The 17,448-nt window shown below is 50.0% G+C and carries 14 protein-coding genes; 3 read left to right on the top strand and 11 right to left on the bottom strand.

Annotated elements, in window-relative coordinates; all coding sequences use genetic code 11:
• Positions 1-22: 22 nt before the first annotated feature.
• Positions 23-2,365 carry an FtsX-like permease family protein gene (locus tag DWY79_RS15410; RefSeq protein ID WP_057327312.1) on the bottom strand — a complete coding sequence of 781 codons (2,343 nt, stop codon included), beginning with the start codon at positions 2,363-2,365 and terminating at the stop codon, positions 23-25.
• A 176-nt stretch (positions 2,366-2,541) separates the two neighbouring features.
• Here DWY79_RS15410 and DWY79_RS15405 point away from each other — a divergent pair, with 176 nt between their 5' ends.
• The 3 genes from DWY79_RS15405 to DWY79_RS15395 are packed head-to-tail and all read left to right on the top strand — an operon-like array spanning position 2,542 to position 5,227.
• Positions 2,542-3,066 (top strand): response regulator, encoded by a 525-nt coding sequence (locus DWY79_RS15405; RefSeq protein ID WP_057327320.1) that lies wholly within the window; start codon positions 2,542-2,544, stop codon positions 3,064-3,066.
• The gene (locus DWY79_RS15400; RefSeq protein WP_008771670.1) at positions 3,063-3,905 is read left to right on the top strand and encodes a PAS domain-containing sensor histidine kinase; all 843 of its coding nucleotides are present in this window, start codon (positions 3,063-3,065) and stop codon (positions 3,903-3,905) included. Before DWY79_RS15405 ends, DWY79_RS15400 begins: the two co-directional genes overlap by 4 nt.
• A 14-nt stretch (positions 3,906-3,919) precedes the next feature.
• On the top strand, positions 3,920-5,227 hold the full coding sequence (locus tag DWY79_RS15395) for an MATE family efflux transporter (protein ID WP_122369642.1): 1,308 nt from the start codon (positions 3,920-3,922) through the stop codon (positions 5,225-5,227).
• Positions 5,228-5,363: 136 nt separating this feature from the next.
• On the opposite strand, the gene DWY79_RS15390 is transcribed toward DWY79_RS15395, so the two are convergent.
• From DWY79_RS15390 to DWY79_RS15345, 10 genes are all read right to left on the bottom strand, one after another.
• Positions 5,364-7,073, bottom strand: coding sequence for an acyl-CoA dehydrogenase family protein (locus DWY79_RS15390; protein ID WP_048927739.1), 1,710 nt, complete (start codon positions 7,071-7,073; stop codon positions 5,364-5,366).
• Between the two features lie 2 nt (positions 7,074-7,075).
• Positions 7,076-8,095 (bottom strand): electron transfer flavoprotein subunit alpha/FixB family protein, encoded by a 1,020-nt coding sequence (locus tag DWY79_RS15385; protein ID WP_008771673.1) that lies wholly within the window; start codon positions 8,093-8,095, stop codon positions 7,076-7,078.
• Between the two features lie 4 nt (positions 8,096-8,099).
• On the bottom strand, positions 8,100-9,005 hold the full coding sequence (locus DWY79_RS15380; protein ID WP_121737152.1) for an electron transfer flavoprotein subunit beta/FixA family protein: 906 nt from the start codon (positions 9,003-9,005) through the stop codon (positions 8,100-8,102).
• A 155-nt stretch (positions 9,006-9,160) separates the two neighbouring features.
• Positions 9,161-10,546, bottom strand: a complete 1,386-nt coding sequence (locus DWY79_RS15375; protein WP_057327314.1) for an MFS transporter — start codon at positions 10,544-10,546, stop codon at positions 9,161-9,163.
• A gap of 112 nt (positions 10,547-10,658) precedes the next feature.
• On the bottom strand, positions 10,659-11,768 hold the full coding sequence (locus tag DWY79_RS15370) for a hypothetical protein (protein ID WP_008778512.1): 1,110 nt from the start codon (positions 11,766-11,768) through the stop codon (positions 10,659-10,661).
• The gene (gene gcvP, locus DWY79_RS15365) at positions 11,765-14,617 is read right to left on the bottom strand and encodes an aminomethyl-transferring glycine dehydrogenase (RefSeq protein ID WP_057327316.1); all 2,853 of its coding nucleotides are present in this window, start codon (positions 14,615-14,617) and stop codon (positions 11,765-11,767) included. The genes DWY79_RS15370 and gcvP overlap by 4 nt, the downstream gene beginning before the upstream one ends.
• Positions 14,618-14,629: 12 nt before the next feature.
• Positions 14,630-15,268 carry an MBL fold metallo-hydrolase gene (locus tag DWY79_RS15360; protein WP_044545423.1) on the bottom strand — a complete coding sequence of 213 codons (639 nt, stop codon included), beginning with the start codon at positions 15,266-15,268 and terminating at the stop codon, positions 14,630-14,632.
• Positions 15,265-15,957, bottom strand: coding sequence for a 16S rRNA (guanine(527)-N(7))-methyltransferase RsmG (gene rsmG, locus DWY79_RS15355; protein WP_172514188.1), 693 nt, complete (start codon positions 15,955-15,957; stop codon positions 15,265-15,267). Before rsmG ends, DWY79_RS15360 begins: the two co-directional genes overlap by 4 nt.
• Before the next feature lie 13 nt (positions 15,958-15,970).
• Positions 15,971-16,822: a DUF3298 and DUF4163 domain-containing protein gene (locus DWY79_RS15350; protein ID WP_005855566.1), complete on the bottom strand. Its 852-nt coding sequence runs from the start codon at positions 16,820-16,822 to the stop codon at positions 15,971-15,973.
• A gap of 201 nt (positions 16,823-17,023) precedes the next feature.
• The gene (locus DWY79_RS15345; RefSeq protein ID WP_008771680.1) at positions 17,024-17,251 is read right to left on the bottom strand and encodes a hypothetical protein; all 228 of its coding nucleotides are present in this window, start codon (positions 17,249-17,251) and stop codon (positions 17,024-17,026) included.
• Positions 17,252-17,448 lie beyond the last annotated feature (197 nt).

The following is a 17,448-nucleotide window of genomic DNA, read 5'->3' as shown; positions in this document are numbered from 1 at the left end:
TACCTATTATAGAATGTTGCTTTTATTCGGTCCGGATACTTTTGATGGGGTTACGGCGGGCGACTTTCAAGGTTTGCCCGATGATTGACACGAAAGCGATGGCTATGGTTGCCAAAACTGCCGCGGTTATGAGATACCACGGGAAGGCGATGCGGTTATAGAACGACTCTAAACTGATTTGAACCGCTTTCACGCTGATGGGCAGGGCGAAACAGGCGGCAAGCAACGAGAGTGCCATGAATCGTTTGGAAAGTTCCCATACCGCGCCACTTGTTTCGGCTCCCATCACCTTGCACAAGGCGATCCGTTTGCTTTGCTGTTCGGTGTAGCTTATCGACATGGCCAGCAGTCCCAAGGCAGAGATGAGAATGGAGATGGTCATGAAGCAAAGGACAAGCATCAGCGTGTTCTTCTCATGGGTTAAATCCTTGTCCATATAATCGTCGATATAATCGGCTTCCAAGTCTTTCGGTATCCCGATCACTTCATTGGACACTTCCCTGCAAGTGCGGCGGATGGCGGCTAAGGCTTCCGCCCGATCGCCTTGTGTCTTGACGATTTGACGGATGATGTAGCCTTGTGGGTTCAACACCATAACGGCTCCATGCGAATCGGGTTGGGGTGTGTTCAACGCGCCCAGCGAACGATAGTTGCGGATGACACCACAGACGTTGTATCGATAGCCGCCCTTGTCGCTGTTTTTTCCAAAATGGGGTCTGCCGGATGAAAGCTGGTAACGACGGCAAGTCTCTTCCGTTACCCAAACCATGCCGGGCAGTGGGTCAGACCAACGTTCTACCACTTCGAAGCCCAACAGCCGGAATGCGGCGCTGTCCATATCCGAAAGGTGGAGCCACGAGTATCCTTCTTCTTCCGATTGCAGTACACCATCGTGACCAGTGAAGAAAGGCAGTTTTCGTGCCAATGCTACTTCTGTCACTTGGGGCAATGCCTGTAAACGTTTCTGGAGGATGACTTGCTTGTCGTAGGTGTGTCCCAAGTCCCATGTCTTGACGAATACCAGGTCTGTATTATAACCGGTCGGCAGGGTGGCAAGGTGGTATATTTGGAAGGCCATGGTGAGTCCCAAGGTGATGAGTACCGTGCTGATGACATTCTGCACGATGATGAACAAGCGGCTGAACAGTTGCTTGTTGTGCATGCGGAAATTTCCTTTTACGATATCTATCGGACTGTATTTGTAGGTGATGATGGCTGGTAACAATCCCGATATGCCGGCGATTCCTACCCATAGTAACAGCGAATAGGCTACCATCGCCGGTGAAGAGACCAAAGCGATCCGGGTGGAGAGCAAGTACTCGAAATAGGGCTTTGTGATGACGGCAACTAAGCAACCGCCGATGAAACAACCGGTTGTGAAGATAGCGGACTCTGCGAGGTAGCGTAATACGATTTGCCCTGCCGAGTCACCCATCAACCGGCGGGTTGCCATTTCATGGGCTCGTTTGCTGGTTTGCGATACAGTTAGGTTGATGTAATTGAAGATAGCCGAGAGGAGCAACACGAATGCTAACGAGAACAAGATTTGTACCTGTTTCCGTGTCCCTTTACGGAAAGGGCCGTATTGGTTCAGGGGAGAGAAATAAATCTCGTCCATGCGTGTCACCGAAGAACCCCAAAAAAGCCTGTTCGTGCTGTTGTCTTCTTTCCAGTATTCCCAATAGCCTTTATACTTATCGAGTAGTTTACGGGTAACAACATCGGGAGTTACCCCTTCTTCCAACGTAATGAGTATTTGCGTTGAACCATAACTGTCCATCCATGCATAATCCTTTTCTGCCAGTTTGAAAGGAATCAAGATGTCTATCGGTTTCAACAGCTCTGTCGAGCTGAAAGCCGGGAGAACCCCAATGACCCGTAGCGGTGTCTGGTTCAAGTACATCACGGTACGGCCGATCGGATTTTCATTCCCGAATACTTTGTGGGCGAATGGCTCGGAGAGGATGACCTCGTCTGTTCCGATCAGTGCTTTGTTGCGGTCGCATCCGATGAGCGTATAGTTGAGCATCTGGAAAAAATTAGGATCTGCCGCGATGCCGTTTACTTGATAATATTGGTTGTCTACCATGAAGTCGGCCGCTTCAATATGGATCAGGCGTGTCCACTCTTTTATTTCCGGAATGGAAGGGAACAATTCCGGGGCAGTCCCGGTTGTCATACCGATCCCATCTCCATAGCCGACAGCATATAATTGGTGAGAGTACGATTGATTGTTACCGATATTAAATTCGGTGTCGGCATACGAGGTCAGAAGGATGACAACTCCCAGTGCGATAGCTAATCCGAAGAACTGGATGGCTGTGTAGAGTTTGTTGCGGCCGAGAAAGGTAAAGTACGATTTCATATTTTGCTTGTTTTTGATACAAAGGTATAGAGCGGTTGGCATCTGGCAAGGGCTTGGATGCCCGGTCGCGGTAGTTTGTATGAAAATCATACACCCACTTGTATGATATTCATACAGCCTTTTTCCGTACCTTTATCCCCGATAAAAGAGATAAAGGAAAAACAAACGAATCGGATATGGCAAATTACGGGACAATAGTGGTGGTAGATGACAATCCGGCGATTCTTACGGCGGTCAAGATCTGCTTGGCCGGTGAGTTTGACAGGGTATTGACACTCGCTTCTCCCGACACGCTTCTTACGGTATTGGCACAAGAGGTGGTGGACGGGATTTTGCTCGACATGAACTTCACGCAAGGGGGAAACTCCGGACAAGACGGCTTGCTTTGGCTTCGGGCGATCCACAAGAAGCATCCGGCTATCCCGGTGGTACTGGTGACGGCATACGCTGATATCAAGTTGGCGGTGCGTGGTTTGAAGATGGGGGCGGCAGACTTTGTTGCCAAGCCGTGGGATAATCAAGAGCTGATCCGTGTCTTAAAAGATGCGATTGATGCCGGGCGTAAAGTGGTTCCATTGGAACAGGTCGAGGCGGAGCATGTGAGCAAGGTGGTGGAGCGTTGCCACGGCAATATCAGCCGGGCCGCCGAATTGTTGGGAATTACCCGGCAGACGTTGTATGCTAAAATAAAAAAGCGATGATGTTGATAGGCACTTTGGGAGTCGTTGTCGTTCTCTTTATCGGATGGTTCTACCGCCATCAGGTATTGTTGAGAGACCGGGCGCATCTGATGCGTGAGGCGATTCGTAACCAAGAATTTACGTTTCGTCTTCCTGTGAAAGGCCTGTTCTTCGGGGAGCGGGCGTTGCAAGAGGCCCTTAACGAGACGGGCAGGGACATCGGGCAGTTGCTTGCCCGCAATGAGGTGGAATCGTGGCAACGGCTGACCCGTGTGCTTACGCATGAGATTATGAATGCCACTACGCCTATCGCCAGTATCAGCCAGGCCTATCTGGAGCATCCCGCGATTGCCGGGACGGTTTACGAGGAGGGGATCCGTGCCATTCACGATACCAGCCGGGGACTTGCCCTGTTCGTGGACAGCTACCGGAAACTGGCGGAACTGCAAGAACCTGTTATCGGAGAGGTCTATTTGAATGATTTTATGGAAGGGATCCGGGCTCTTTATCCCGATTTAGAGTGGCATCTTTCCATCCCTTTGTCTGCTACGATGTGTACGGATCAGAATATGTTGCGGCAAGTGCTGATTAACCTGATCCGGAATGCTTGCGAGGCAGGGGCTACGACCGTGGATGTGCGTTGGAAGAAGGGGTTGTGGGTCAGCAACAATGGTGCGCCTATTCCGGTGGCTATCGAACGGGAGATTTTTATTCCTTTCTTCACGACTAAAAGGACGGGTTCCGGTATCGGCTTGTCGCTTTCCCGGCAGATGATGGTGCGGCAAGGCGGGGATCTTTGTTTGGCGCAGCGCTCTGTGCCGGGTTATCAAGTGACGTTTATAATTTCTTGCGTAGGATAAATTTAGGATAGGATATGAATCGGAAAATACTTCAGCTGGCCATACCTTCTATCGTCTCCAATATAACCGTGCCTTTGTTGGGCCTGGTGGATGTGGCGATCGTAGGGCATCTGGGATCGGCGTCGTACATTGGGGCGATCGCCGTGGGCGGGATGCTGTTTAACATGATCTATTGGATATTCGGCTTTCTCCGGATGGGGACAAGTGGGATGACCGCCCAAGTCTATGGGAAACGGGACTTGACGGAGGTAGTCCGGACCTTGCTGCGGACTGTCGGGGTAGGGCTTTTGATCTCCCTCGGGCTTTGGATCCTTCAATCCCCGATCCTGAGGGGTGCGTTTGTTTTGATCGACGCGACGGAGGAGGTGAAGCGATGGGCCTCTCTCTATTTTAATATCTGTATCTGGGGAGCGCCGGCCATATTGGGTTTATATGGCTTTGCCGGTTGGTTCATCGGTATGCAGAATTCTCGTTTTCCGATGTTTATCGCTATCACGCAAAATATCGTGAATATTGCGGCCAGCCTATGTTTCGTGTTTGTGCTGGGTATGAAGGTGGAAGGCGTAGCGTTGGGAACACTGATCGCCCAATATGCGGGCCTCTTCATGGCGTTTGCTCTTTGGTTGAAATATTATGGGCGTCTGAAAGCGTATATCGATTGGAATGGTCTTTGGGGTGGGGAGGAGATGCGTCGCTTCTTCTCGGTCAATAGTGATATATTTTTCCGGACCTTGTGTTTGGTCGCTGTTACTACCTTCTTTACTTCTACAGGTGCGAGACAAGGGGATGTGATATTGGCCGTAAATACCTTGTTGATGCAGTTGTTTACCTTGTTCTCTTATATAATGGATGGTTTCGCTTATGCGGGAGAGGCATTAGCCGGCCGGTTTATTGGGGCTAAAAACGATGTGGGGTTACGTAGATGCATTCGTTTATTGTTTCTATGGGGAATCGGCCTCTCTTTATCATTCACGATTCTTTATGCGTTTTTGGGGAGGGATTTTCTGGGACTGTTGACGAACGATACCTCGGTCATTGAGGCTTCCGGGGATTATTTCTATTGGGTATTGGCGATCCCTTTATGTGGATTCTCCGCTTTCCTTTGGGACGGTATCTTTATCGGGGCCACGGCTACACGCCAGATGCTTTACTCGATGCTTGTGGCCTCGGCTACTTTCTTTATTATTTATTACCTGTTTTATCGATCGATGGGAAATCATGCGTTATGGATGGCTTTCCTTGGATATCTCTCCTTGCGAGGTGGTATGCAATGGATACTTTGGCGATATAGGAAAATTACAATGCCCATTATAAGCAACTGACAATGCCCATCGTAAGCGGCTTATAATGCCCAGTATAAGGAGCTTATAATGCCCATTGTAATAAACAAAGAAAGCGAGGCTTCTATCTGGTTGATAATCAAGTCTCGCCTTCTTTGTTATGTAGAATGATAGTTGTTTATCGTTGTCTGTATGAGATCAATTCTTCTGGGTTGAATCGTCCGATATAACCCTGATGTTTCTCAATCTCAGCCTCTACGTAATTGGTGTAAACAACCGCGGACTTAGCGAACAGCTCCGGTGCTTTCGTCGCGTCTTGGATCAATAGATGAGCCATGATGATATCAGCGGCCATCTCCATCAAGCGGCGAGCCACGAAATCGAGTAATTCCTGATCTTGAGACTCTTTTACTTTCGCCATGCTAGCCTCGAACTTATTAGCCATCTCTACTAAACGAGCCTTCAGCGGTTCCATCTCGGCGGAGCAAGGGATCGCCTCGAATTCACGGATGGTAGCCAGGTAAGACCCGTTTGTCACGTAACGTATGGCCGCTACGGTCTGCAATTGCGTCGTGCCTTCATAGATGGAGGTGATACGGGCATCGCGGTAGATACGTTGGCAAGCATACTCCATCATAAAACCGGAACCTCCGTGTATTTGGATGCAATCATAGGCATTCTGGTTGGCGTATTCGGAATTCATACCTTTTGCCAACGGGGTGAAAGAATCCGCCAATTTGGCGTATTGCTTCTGTTCCTTACGCTCTTCCGGAGTCAGTTTGCGCTCACGGGCGATGTCGTCCAGTGCCTTGTAAATATCCACGTAACGAGCGGTTTGGTATAACAACGCACGTCCGGCATCCAGCTTCGCTTTCATGATGGCGAGCATGTCGTAAACAGCGGGGAAGTCGATGATTGCCTTACCGAACTGCTTGCGGTCTTTGGCGTAGGCCAATCCTTCGTTGTAAGCGGCTTGGCTGAGGCCTACCGATTGTGCGGCGATACCTAGGCGCGCGCCGTTCATCAAGGCCATCACGTATTTGATCAAGCCTAGTTTGCGATCGCCACAAAGCTCAGCTTTCGCGTTCTTGTAAACTAACTCGCAAGTAGGAGAGCCGTGGATTCCCAATTTATTCTCGATACGGCGTACGTTTACGCCACCTTCCCGTTTGTCATAGATAAACATGGACAAACCACGTCCATCCTTGGTACCTTCCTCGGAACGGGCCAATACGAGGTGAAGATCCGCGTCGCCATTCGTGATGAATCGTTTTACGCCGTTCAACCGCCAGCAATTCTCTTTCTCGTCGAAGGTAGCCTTTAGCATCACGGATTGCAGGTCGGAGCCGGCGTCCGGCTCGGTCAGGTCCATAGACATGGTTTCTCCAGCGCAGATACGTGGGATGAAACGGCTGTGCTGATCCTCGTTGCCGAACTCATATAAGGTTTCGATACAATCCTGTAATGACCAGATATTACCGAAGCCGGCGTCAGCCGCCGCTACGATCTCCGCGCACATGGTGTACGGCGTGATCGGGAAGTTCAAGCCACCGAAACGGCGAGGCATCGTCATACCGTTTAAGCCGGCTTTTACCATCGCGTCGAGGTTCTGCTTCGTGCCGGAAGCATATTCCACACGGCCATTCGCGCAGTGAGGACCTTCGGCATCTACGCCTTCCGCGTTAGGGGCGATGATCTCTCCGGTGATCTCTCCGGTAATCTCCAGCACCTTATCGTACGAGTCTATCGCGTCGGCATAATCTTGCGGCGCGTAGTCGAACTCTTCCTTGTCTCTGTACTCGCGTTCCTTCAGCTCGCAAATACGTTCCATCATCGGATTGTTCAAGTGATACTTGAGTTCCGGTATGTCTGTATAATAATTAGCCATCTTTACTTACTGTTCTTTTTGTAATACTTAATCATCTTAGGGATCACCTCTTCTACCGTACCATTGATTACGTAATCGGCGATCGTATTGATCGGGGCGTTCTCATCATTATTGATCGAAATGATGATGCCGGCGTCTTGCATGCCGGCGATATGTTGGATCTGCCCGGAGATACCGCAAGCGATATACAATTTCGGACGCACCGTGACACCGGTCTGACCGATCTGACGGTCGTGGTCGCAGAAACCGGCATCGACAGCCGCACGGCTGGCGCCTACCTCGGCGTGAAGCTCTTTCGCCAAATCGAACAATAAATTAAAGTTCTCCTTGGAGCCTACGCCATAACCTCCGGCCACTACGATCGGAGCGCCTTTCAGGTTGTGCTTCGCTTTCTCTACATGACGGTCGATCACCTTCACCACATAGTCTGTCTCGGGGACATACTTCGCTACGTCGTGGCGGATCACTTCACCTTTATAGTTCTCGTCAAGGACTTCCTTTTTCATCACGCCCTCACGAACGGTCGCCATTTGCGGGCGGTGTTCCGGGTTGATGATCGTGGCTACGATGTTACCACCGAACGCCGGACGGATCTGATATAATAAGTTCTCATAGGTAATACCCGCTTTTTTATCCTCGTGCGAGCCGATCTCCAAAGAGGTACAATCGGCCGTCAAGCCGCTTGTCAAGGCCGAGGATACACGAGGACCCAAGTCGCGACCGATCACCGTAGCGCCCATTAAGCAGATCTGCGGTTTCTCCTCCTTGAACAAATTAATCAAGATGGAAGAATGAGGAAGTGATGTATACGGGAATAAACCCGGAGCGTCGAACACATGAACCTTGTCGACGCCAAAAGGCAATACTTGTTTCTCTACACCCTCAAGGCCGGAGCCGGCAACAATCGCTTCCAGTTGGCAGCCTAATTGATTGGCTAGCTTACGACCTTTGGTCAGAAGCTCAAGACTTACATCGGCAACGCTCGTGCCTTCTGTCTCACAATATACAAATACGTTGTTCATAATCTTATCCGATGGTGTGGTTAGCTAATAGTTCGACAATCAAATCCTCTACATCTTGGTCGGAACCGGAGATCGTCTTGCTTTCCTTGGCTTGGAAGACGATGTTCTGGATCGCTTTTACCTTTGTCGGCGAACCGCTAAGGCCGCATTGAACCAAGTCTCCATTCACGTCGGCTACGCTCCATTCCTGGATATCCAGATACGGGCGGGTCTCGTACAATTCCGGGTAGCGAACGGTCGGTTCTCCATCTTGGTGACAGGCGGGTTGCGTGTTCCGTTCCTGTTTACCCATGGCGTATTTGTACTTCTGTACCAACTTCGCATTACGAGGACGGCAGGGAGCGGCGGAACCATTCACGGTGATTACGATCGGAAGCGGACCTTCCACGGTCTCGACACCCCCGTCGATATGACGTTTTACGGTGATACGTCCGGCCTCTTTATCTACGTTCAGGATTTCCTCGGCATACGTGATCTGGGTCAGTCCCAGTTTCTCGGCGACTTGCGGACCTACCTGTGCCGTATCGCCGTCGATCGCTTGGCGACCACCGATGATAATATCATAATCGTTGATTTTCTTGATAGCCGTGGCAAGCGCATAGGATGTGGCTAGCGTGTCGGCTCCGGCAAACGCACGGTCGGTCAACAAAAAACCGCCGTCAGCACCACGATACAAACCCTCGCGGATGATTTCGGCGGCACGTCCCGGGCCCATCGTCAGCAGCGTAACTGTCGTCCCGGGGTAAGCGTCTTTCAAGCGTAACGCTTGTTCCAACGCGTTCAGGTCTTCCGGGTTAAAGATCGCAGGCAAGGCGGCGCGATTGATCGTACCGTCCGCTTTCATGGCGTCCTTTCCCACGTTTCGTGTATCCGGGACCTGTTTCGCTAAAACAATAATTCTTAAACTCATATTATATTAGGAATATTAGATTTTTATGTTGATATAATACTTCTACATTCTTGTTAATCTCGAGGTGCAAAAGTAATCAAACATTCTTTATAACAAAGAACTTTAGTCGGGAAATTGCACACTTCGTATCTGTTTGAGCATGTATTGCCTGTTGATTACTCGTAGCGATGATTGGTTCTCGATCTCTTTACGACTTGTCCGTACACGATCAACGCTATAGCGGAGACCAAGGCTATCGCACCGAAGTAATACCAGATGTAATGAGCGTTTGCGCTTGCCGCGAGCCATTCCTCGTGAGAGGCGAACAGCGTGGGTTCCGGACAGTATTTACTTAAAAGGAATCCAGATAATCCGAATCCGAAGATAGAGGATAAGAAAGAGTGCAAATGGCTGAATCCAAGATAGAGACCTTCTTCTCCTTTGGGTGCTTGCAAGGAGAAATACTCGAGAAAGCGAGGAGAGATGAACGTCTCCGCCAGCCCTTGGAAGACGATACCCACCACCATCATGAAGGCTACGGGATGCATCCCTAAGATCAAGGAATTAGTATCCAGCATATTGCCGGATGCCATGCAGAGGGCGGATACCGGCATGATAAACATCCCTACCGTCATGGAGGTAAGCGCTGTCCGTTTCCGCATCATCCGCGTGACCAGATTGACTGTCAGAACTACGACTAATGGATTTACGTTGGCGTACCAAGAAGGAGAGGCCCCCTCGCCGGCCAAACGAAGCACGTATTTAGGCATCGTGGCATACAGCTGGTGCTGAACCATCCAAAAGCCTGTAATGATGAGGATCAAGATCAATAACCGTCCGTTACTACAAACCTTGATCAGGGCGTTCCAGATTTGCCCGAACGTCTTGCCCTCGCCCGAATGCTGAGTGCTTTTGTAGAAGAACCAGATCGCTATCAATGCGAGGAAGGTCATGCTCGCCGAGAAATAGTTCAAGGTAATCAACCCCTCGTTACCCAACGCCTCGCGAAGCGGCTTCACGATGGTCTTTCCGGAGAAAGCCCCGATATTTACCATTGCGTAGAAGATAGAGAAACCCTTCGCCCGGGTTTCCGGCGTAGTCTCTTTAGCGACTGTACCGGAGATAACGCTCTTGATAAAAGCCCCGCCGCATACGATCAAGGCCATGATAGGGATAATGCCGTACTGAAGATTGCTCTCCAGCAATCCCGTAAAGGTAGTCGTCGTGCTGTATTCAACAAGTCCGGCGGATTGAAGCCAAGTAGGGTAAACTGCCAGTCCTAGATAACCACAAGTTAACAAAGTGAAAGCCAGTAGCATCGAGTTGCGGAAACCGATCTTATCGGCCAATGCTCCGGCGAACGTGGGCAGCAAATACAAACAGGCGGAAAAGATACCGGCGATGCTGGCAGCCTGAATGTCGTTAAAGCCTAAGATGCGGCTAAGATAAAGGGTGATAACGATAAATACGCCATAATAAGCGGCTCGCTCGAACAACTCGACGGTGTTCGCCACCCAGAACGCTTTACTGAACTTGATTTTCTCTTGTTTCTTAGTTGTCATGATATTTTTATTTAGTAAGATAGATTAGATGGATAAGTAAAAGAGGAGGCGCAGGTGAGAAAATGAAGAGCTGCGCCTCCTCGTCTTTGTTTTATCGTATAGTAATTACGAATTAGGGCTTTACGGTATACGGTTGGTGGATCGCCTTATCGAAAGCTTTCCAATGCTCATCCGTCATGTTGCCCGGCGTAAACAACGCCACGCCAGCCGCTCCGTTTTCCATGGAGCCTCTTACGGCCTCCTCGATCTCGGACGGGATCAGTCCATGGCCTTCCGGGTCCTTGATATTCGCCTTGTTCTGCCAATCCTCGCAGATGAACAAACCGCTATAAACAGGCTTCTTGCCTTGCACGGAGGCTACCTCCTCTTTCACGATCGGAGCCAGCCAAGAAGCGTCCTCCAGATAGAAATCGTTATAATTCATCGGGAAGAAAGCGTCGATATTCCATTTATTCCATTCTTGACGAACCATCCATTTAGCGTGAGAGTCCGGCCCCGGGAATACGGCGGCGCTCACTTTCTTGCCTTTGCCGTGAACCTCGTCGGCGATGCGGTTTACCAATTTCGTGATCAAGTCGCAACGGAACTGCGCCCATTCTGCGCATTTGGAAGGATCCTCTACGGATTTGATGTCGATACCGGTAGCGGCCTTGAAATCGGCCACGCATTTGTCACAGTAACAATAGTCCGCCGTAGGATATTCCTCGTCCATCACCAAACCGTATTTTTCCCAAAGTCCGCGGGCTAGGATGACATCCACGTAACGGATATAATCCAGATGGATATAATCCACCTCCGGGATATCGGCTACCTTGCCATACAGATTCAGCAAGAACTCCGCCGTACCTTCTTGGTTCGGGCACAGGCATTTGTAATAAGGCACATACGCCTGTACGGAATAGGCCGACTCGCCTTTCCGGTTCACGGCGTAGAGGGTGGAGTCCAATCCATGTTGCAACATGGCGGGAATCCATGCGTGATATTCCATGCCATTGGCATGGGCCGCTTTGGCGGCACGCTGAATTTTCTCCGTGTCATGGCCGGCGTTGTAGCACATCCCGTCTACTCCGTGGGCATGCCATTTACTAAAGTCCGCCTGTAAGGTTTGCTCGGTGGTATTCCCACCTTCGCCTTGCCATGCGTAGACCTTGACTGTTTTCTCGGGAGCCTTGACGCAAGCCGTCAGAGCGACGGCCGCCAAAGCGATAAAGAGCTTCTTCATATCTCGCAAGCGCATAAAGTCGGTATTAAGTTACGGTCGCCGTAAGCGTTATCTACACGGGCTACGTTAATCCAGAACTTGCTGTCGTGCAACCATTCCAGCGGGAAGGCGGCCTTCGTGCGGGGATACGCGTGTTTCCACTCGTCGGCGGTCACCTCGTATTCCGGATGCGGGGCATTCTTCAAGACGTTGTCCTCCTTGGATGCCTTGCCTTCCTCCACCTCCTTGATCTCGCTCCAGATACATTCCATTACCTCTACGAAACGATCCAGCTCGGCCTTGCTCTCGCTCTCGGTCGGCTCTACCATCAAGGTGCCGTGTACCGGGAAAGATAGGGTAGGAGCGTGGTAGCCGAAGTCCATCAAACGCTTGGCGATATCGCCCTCGTCGATGCCCGAACGCTCTTTTACCGTGCGGCATTCCAAGATCAACTCATGACCTACACGGCCTGTCGCTCCGGTATAAACGATGCCGTACGTATCCTTGAACTTAGCGGCCAAGTAATTGGCGTTCAAGATGGCCGTCTTCGTCACTGTCTCAAGACCTTCCGTACCCAGCAAGCGGATGTAAGCGTACGTGATCGGCAGGATACCGGCGCTACCATAAGGAGCTGCGGATACCGTATTCAAGTCGCTGCCCCAAAGCACCGGATGCTGCGGCAAGAACGGAACCAGATGCTCGGCCACGCAGATCGGGCCTACGCCGGGACCACCACCTCCGTGAGGAGAAGAGAAGGTCTTATGCAGGTTCAAGTGACATACATCGGCGCCGATCGTACCCGGATTTGTCAATCCTACCTGTGCGTTCATGTTGGCGCCATCCATATAAAGCTGTCCTCCGCAAGCGTGAACGATGTCGCACATCTCCTTGATGTCCACCTCGAAGATACCATGCGTGGACGGATAGGTAATCATGCTGGCAGCCAGACGCTCCTTGTTCTCCTCGGCTTTCGCGCGGAAATCTTCCAGATCGATATTACCATTCTCGTCGCATTTAACGGTTACGGTCTTATATCCGCATTGGATAGCGCTGGCCGGGTTGGTTCCGTGGGCGGAAGCCGGAAGCAAAACGATATCACGATGGCCTTGGCCGATGCTTTCCTGATAAGCACGGATCACACGAAGACCCGTGTACTCGCCGGCGGCGCCGGAGTTCGGTTGCAACGTACAGCCCTTGAAGCCTGTGATCGTGCATAAGTAAGAAGACAGGTTCTCGATCAGCTCCGTATAGCCTTCCACTTGCTCCTCCGGAGCGTACGGGTGGATATTCATGAATTCCGCACGGCTAAGCGGCAACATCGTAGAAGCCGGGTTCAGCTTCATCGTGCAAGATCCCAGCGAGATCATGGATTGAGCCAAGGAAACATCCTTTCGTCCCAAACGGGTGATGTAACGCATCAACTCGGTTTCCGTATGATATTTCTTGAATACGTCTTGCTGCAAGAAATCGGAGGTACGGGCGAATTTAGCGTCGAAATAAGTCTGGGCGGGGATAGACTCGTCCAGCATATAGTCTTTACCGGCGGCACCGGCGAAGATGTATAGTAATACGCCTATGTCCGTAGGCAATGTCGTCTCGTCTATGCTGACGCCCACTTGTCCGGCCTCGAAGTAACGCAAGTTCACCTTGCACTCCAAGGCGATCTCACGCAGTGCGTTCACCGACACGTGTGAAGGAAGCTGTATCTTCAAGGTATCGAAATAATCCTTGTTTAATTGCGTATATCCCAGTTTCTCCAACTCCTTGGCCAAGAATCCGGCCGTGGAATGAATCCGTCCGGCGATGTTACGCAACCCCTCCGCTCCATGATATACGGCGTAGAAGCCAGCCATGGTAGCCAACAACGCCTGAGCCGTACAGATATTGGACGTAGCCTTCTCACGTTTGATATGTTGCTCGCGGGTCTGCAAGGCCAAGCGATAAGCCGGATGGCCGTAAGCGTCCTTGGAGATACCGATGATACGTCCCGGGATCGTACGTTTATAATCGTCCTTCGTAGCGAAGAAAGCGGCGGAAGGACCCCCGTAGAACATCGGGATACCGAAGCGCTGGCTGCTACCGAATACGACATCCGCTCCCCATTCTCCCGGAGGAGTCAACAATACCAAGCTCATCAAGTCGGCGGCTACGCCTACCTTGGCTCCGGCGGCGCCCGCACGGGCTACGAATTCCTTATAGTCCTCGATCGAACCATCCGCGTTCGGGAACTGTACGATGGCGGCGAACACATCCGGCGTGAACTCGAATTTCTTATAATCGCCCACTACCACCTGGATGCCCTGCGGGACCATGCGGGTGTGGATGACGGCCAACGTAGAGGCGAACACATTCTCGTCGATGAATACCGTATTCGCTTCCGCTTTCACCTGCGCACGGCTACGTGAACCATGGAACATGGTAACCGCCTCGGCTGCCGCGGTCGCCTCGTCGAGTAGCGAGCAGTTTGTCAAAGGTAATCCTGTCAATTCACTGATAACAGTCTGGAAGTTCAGCAACGCCTCCAAGCGTCCTTGGGATACTTCCGCCTGATACGGAGTATAGGAGGTGTACCAAACCGGGTTCTCGAATACGTTACGTTGGATCGGGGCCGGGCAAACCGTGTCGTACCAACCCATACCGATATAAGAGGTGAATACCTCGTTCTTGGAGGCCAGCTCGGCGATATGCTCGGCGAACTCACGTTCCGTCATGGCCTCCGGGAGGTTCAACGGCTCTTTCAAACGGATGTTGGCCGGAATGGTCTGATCGATCAACTCGTCCAAAGACTTCACGCCAATCGTCTCCAACATAGCGGGAATATCTTCCGCTGAGATGCCCACGTGGCGGTTTACAAACTTATTTGTGTCCATAATTCTAGTATTTTATAAATAAGGATTATTTAATTTCTCATCAATGATTCGTGTCTCGGGGCCATGGCCGGGGTATACCACGGTCTCGTCCGGCAACGACAGCAATTTGTCCTTGATAGCGGCAAGCAGTACATCTTGGTTGCCTCCCCATAGATCAGTACGGCCGATGCTTCCGGCGAACAAGGAGTCTCCTACGATCACGAAACCGTTCTTCTTGTTATAGAAAGCCAAGCCTCCGGGCGAATGGCCGGGAACGCTCAATACCGCCAGCTCGGATTTCCCGAACTTTATGATTTCCCCGTTTACCAGATATTTCCCTACCGGGATGCTTTTCGCCTTCATCGGCAGGCCGAATGCCTTGGCTTGCTCCTCGGGAGAGGGAAGACCCTCCACGTCCGCTTTATGGGCTTCCGGGCTCAATCCGTAGGTATCATGGATGAATTCGTTACCGAATATGTGATCCAGATGGAGGTGCGTACAAAGGTAACGTTTCAGCGTCAGCCCGTTCTGGGCGATAAAGTCGCTTACTTCTTTTTGTTCCTCTTTGCGCAGGCAGCCGCAATCGATAAGGACCGCCTCCTTGGTATCATCGTATAGCAAATACGTATTCTCGGAGAAATAGTTTACTTCGAAAGATTTTATCGTAATCATAAGGGTACGTACACTACTTTTTTAGTTTCAAAAAACTCTTCTTTAAAATGGTCTTTCAGATCCATGCTTATCGCTTGGTTCCGGAAAGGCAATATCTCGTGCGCCAGCTCTCCACCTTTCAGGCAAATCAATCCGTTGGGCAACGCGTTGATCTGTTCTTTCTTTATATTCTTGCGGACGAGCTTTACCAGATCCGCCAGAGGCATCACGGCACGGCTTACCACGAAATCGAAAAGCTGCTTTTCCTCCTCGCCCCGGCAATGGCGGAAGGATATGTTCTCCAGCCCGATCGCCTCGGCCACGGCTTGTCCCACCTTGATTTTTTTCCCGATGCTGTCTACCAGATGGAAATGGGTCTCCGGGAATAAGATCGCCAAGGGGATGCCGGGAAAACCGCCTCCCGTACCCAGATCCATCACCGAGGAACCCGGCTTGAAACGCAGCATATGGGTGATACCCAGCGAGTGAAGCACGTGATGCGGATATAGGTTCTCGATATCCTTCCGTGAGATCACGTTGATCTTGGCGTTCCAATCCGTATATAGGTCATATAGGGCGGCGTACTGCTCTTTTTGCCGGTCGGTGAGATCGGGGAAATAAGATGTGAGAATTGAAAATTGAGAATTGAGAATTGAAAATTTCTCCGTATTTTGTTCCATAGGACATCTGTTTATAGGTTTATCTATCATTAATTTTCAATTCTCAATTTTCAATTAACTGACTTATCGGGCTGTCATCCCGCAGCAAATAGCGGATTTCCTTGTAAGGGAGATGGACGTTCGTGACGCCTACCACGTATGCCGCTATCTCATATTCGTTGAAAGAATAGGTGATACCCGTCTCGTCTACGAGGAAGTTCCCGTTCGGGAAGATCTCGTCCACGCTAAAGAAACCGATATTTTCCAGTTCCTTGGCGTCGGATACGTTGTTTTGCTTGGCGATCTGATCTACCAATATTCGCGCCAGATTGTCTTGATAGTTGTCCACGAATATCTCCTCCTCGGTGATCGGCTTACCGGTCTTGAGGTTCACTACATGGTTATTGTAGGAATGCGCGCCATGCGCTCCGCCCGTATAGTTCTCGAAGCTTACCGTATAGCTGATGATATCGTCTTGGTTGAAGGCGATATCATCCGACGACATCTCATAGTAAGAGAACCAAGAGCCCACCGGTGTCTCGTCGGATTTCGCCACCTCAGCCTTGTAATCCTCTTCCAGATCCTTATAAGCGGCCAGATAGTCGTCGGTATATTTCCGTACCGCCTCCTCGGGGGATAATTGCTCATAATTCTCGCCGAAATAAGAGGAGACGAACTGTCTCTGTAGATTCTTAAGAACCTCTTTATCCGAATATTTCCGGGGATAAACGAACTTGATCTCTAGATTGCAATTGGGATTATCCGGATTATCTAACAAATGGTAAGTCTTTTCCACGCTGATAGAATCAAACGTGATACTGTTTTCGGAAGCCTTCTTCGTTCCGGTATCGCAACCCGTGGCTAAGATACCTATCAAAAGAAGCGCTAGCATGCTTTCGCGTAAATGCGTTCTCATCGGACTACAGATTTAATTTATTTGTACGCGAATGTACGTTATTAAATTGTATAATCAAATTGCACGATGAAGTTTAATAAGAGGACAATCTTTCCTCGGTGGTTTTCGGGTTGAGTTGTCTATTTGTCCGATACTTTCCGGGTGTTCTCTTGCGTGAGAAGAATAGTTCCCATTTTATATCACCTAAGGGCATACCTAGCCTTATCCTTCATAAGATGCAAGGCCACCAAACGCTGTCGTTATATTAATGTTATAATACAAATACACTTTTGCGCCTGCATCAGGTTTTCTTGAGCTTGTACTTTCTTGGTCATAATAAACCTCTATTTCGGCTTGAGGATCTTCTGGTTTTTCCCCTTCATCGATAATGTCATTTTCACTACAACCAATAAAAATGACCATGAAAAATATAAATAAAGAAGTTCTCATGTTTCTGAATCAGTTTTAATTAGTTAACAACTAAAATAGGATTGCCCTAAATGTACAATTAGTTTTTATCATACCATTATAGTTTGAAGGAAATTATGGGTAATGATGATAAAATTTAACTATAGCCTATTGGCACAAGTCTACCATCAATAGGATGTGAACGCATTAAAAAGGTTAAACAATAGTGAGCTACCTAT

Origin of the sequence: Parabacteroides sp. AF27-14 (assembly GCF_003635425.1) — a bacterium.
GTDB lineage: Bacteria > Bacteroidota > Bacteroidia > Bacteroidales > Tannerellaceae > Parabacteroides > Parabacteroides distasonis.
The sequence above is the reverse complement of the archived record's forward strand: the minus strand, read 5'-3'. Positions and strand labels throughout refer to the sequence as shown.

Coding starts and splice junctions, on each gene's coding strand:
- DWY79_RS15350 (WP_005855566.1), bottom strand. CDS start 16,822: ATGAGAACGCATTTACGCGAAAGCATGCTAGCGCTTCTTTTGATAGGT.
- DWY79_RS15375 (WP_057327314.1), bottom strand. CDS start 10,546: ATGACAACTAAGAAACAAGAGAAAATCAAGTTCAGTAAAGCGTTCTGG.
- gcvP (WP_057327316.1), bottom strand. CDS start 14,617: ATGGACACAAATAAGTTTGTAAACCGCCACGTGGGCATCTCAGCGGAA.
- rsmG (WP_172514188.1), bottom strand. CDS start 15,957: ATGATAGATAAACCTATAAACAGATGTCCTATGGAACAAAATACGGAG.
- DWY79_RS15410 (WP_057327312.1), bottom strand. CDS start 2,365: ATGAAATCGTACTTTACCTTTCTCGGCCGCAACAAACTCTACACAGCC.
- DWY79_RS15370 (WP_008778512.1), bottom strand. CDS start 11,768: ATGAAGAAGCTCTTTATCGCTTTGGCGGCCGTCGCTCTGACGGCTTGC.
- DWY79_RS15360 (WP_044545423.1), bottom strand. CDS start 15,268: ATGATTACGATAAAATCTTTCGAAGTAAACTATTTCTCCGAGAATACG.
- DWY79_RS15345 (WP_008771680.1), bottom strand. CDS start 17,251: ATGAGAACTTCTTTATTTATATTTTTCATGGTCATTTTTATTGGTTGT.
- DWY79_RS15385 (WP_008771673.1), bottom strand. CDS start 8,095: ATGAACAACGTATTTGTATATTGTGAGACAGAAGGCACGAGCGTTGCC.
- DWY79_RS15400 (WP_008771670.1), top strand. CDS start 3,063: ATGATGTTGATAGGCACTTTGGGAGTCGTTGTCGTTCTCTTTATCGGA.
- DWY79_RS15380 (WP_121737152.1), bottom strand. CDS start 9,005: ATGAGTTTAAGAATTATTGTTTTAGCGAAACAGGTCCCGGATACACGA.
- DWY79_RS15395 (WP_122369642.1), top strand. CDS start 3,920: ATGAATCGGAAAATACTTCAGCTGGCCATACCTTCTATCGTCTCCAAT.
- DWY79_RS15405 (WP_057327320.1), top strand. CDS start 2,542: ATGGCAAATTACGGGACAATAGTGGTGGTAGATGACAATCCGGCGATT.
- DWY79_RS15390 (WP_048927739.1), bottom strand. CDS start 7,073: ATGGCTAATTATTATACAGACATACCGGAACTCAAGTATCACTTGAAC.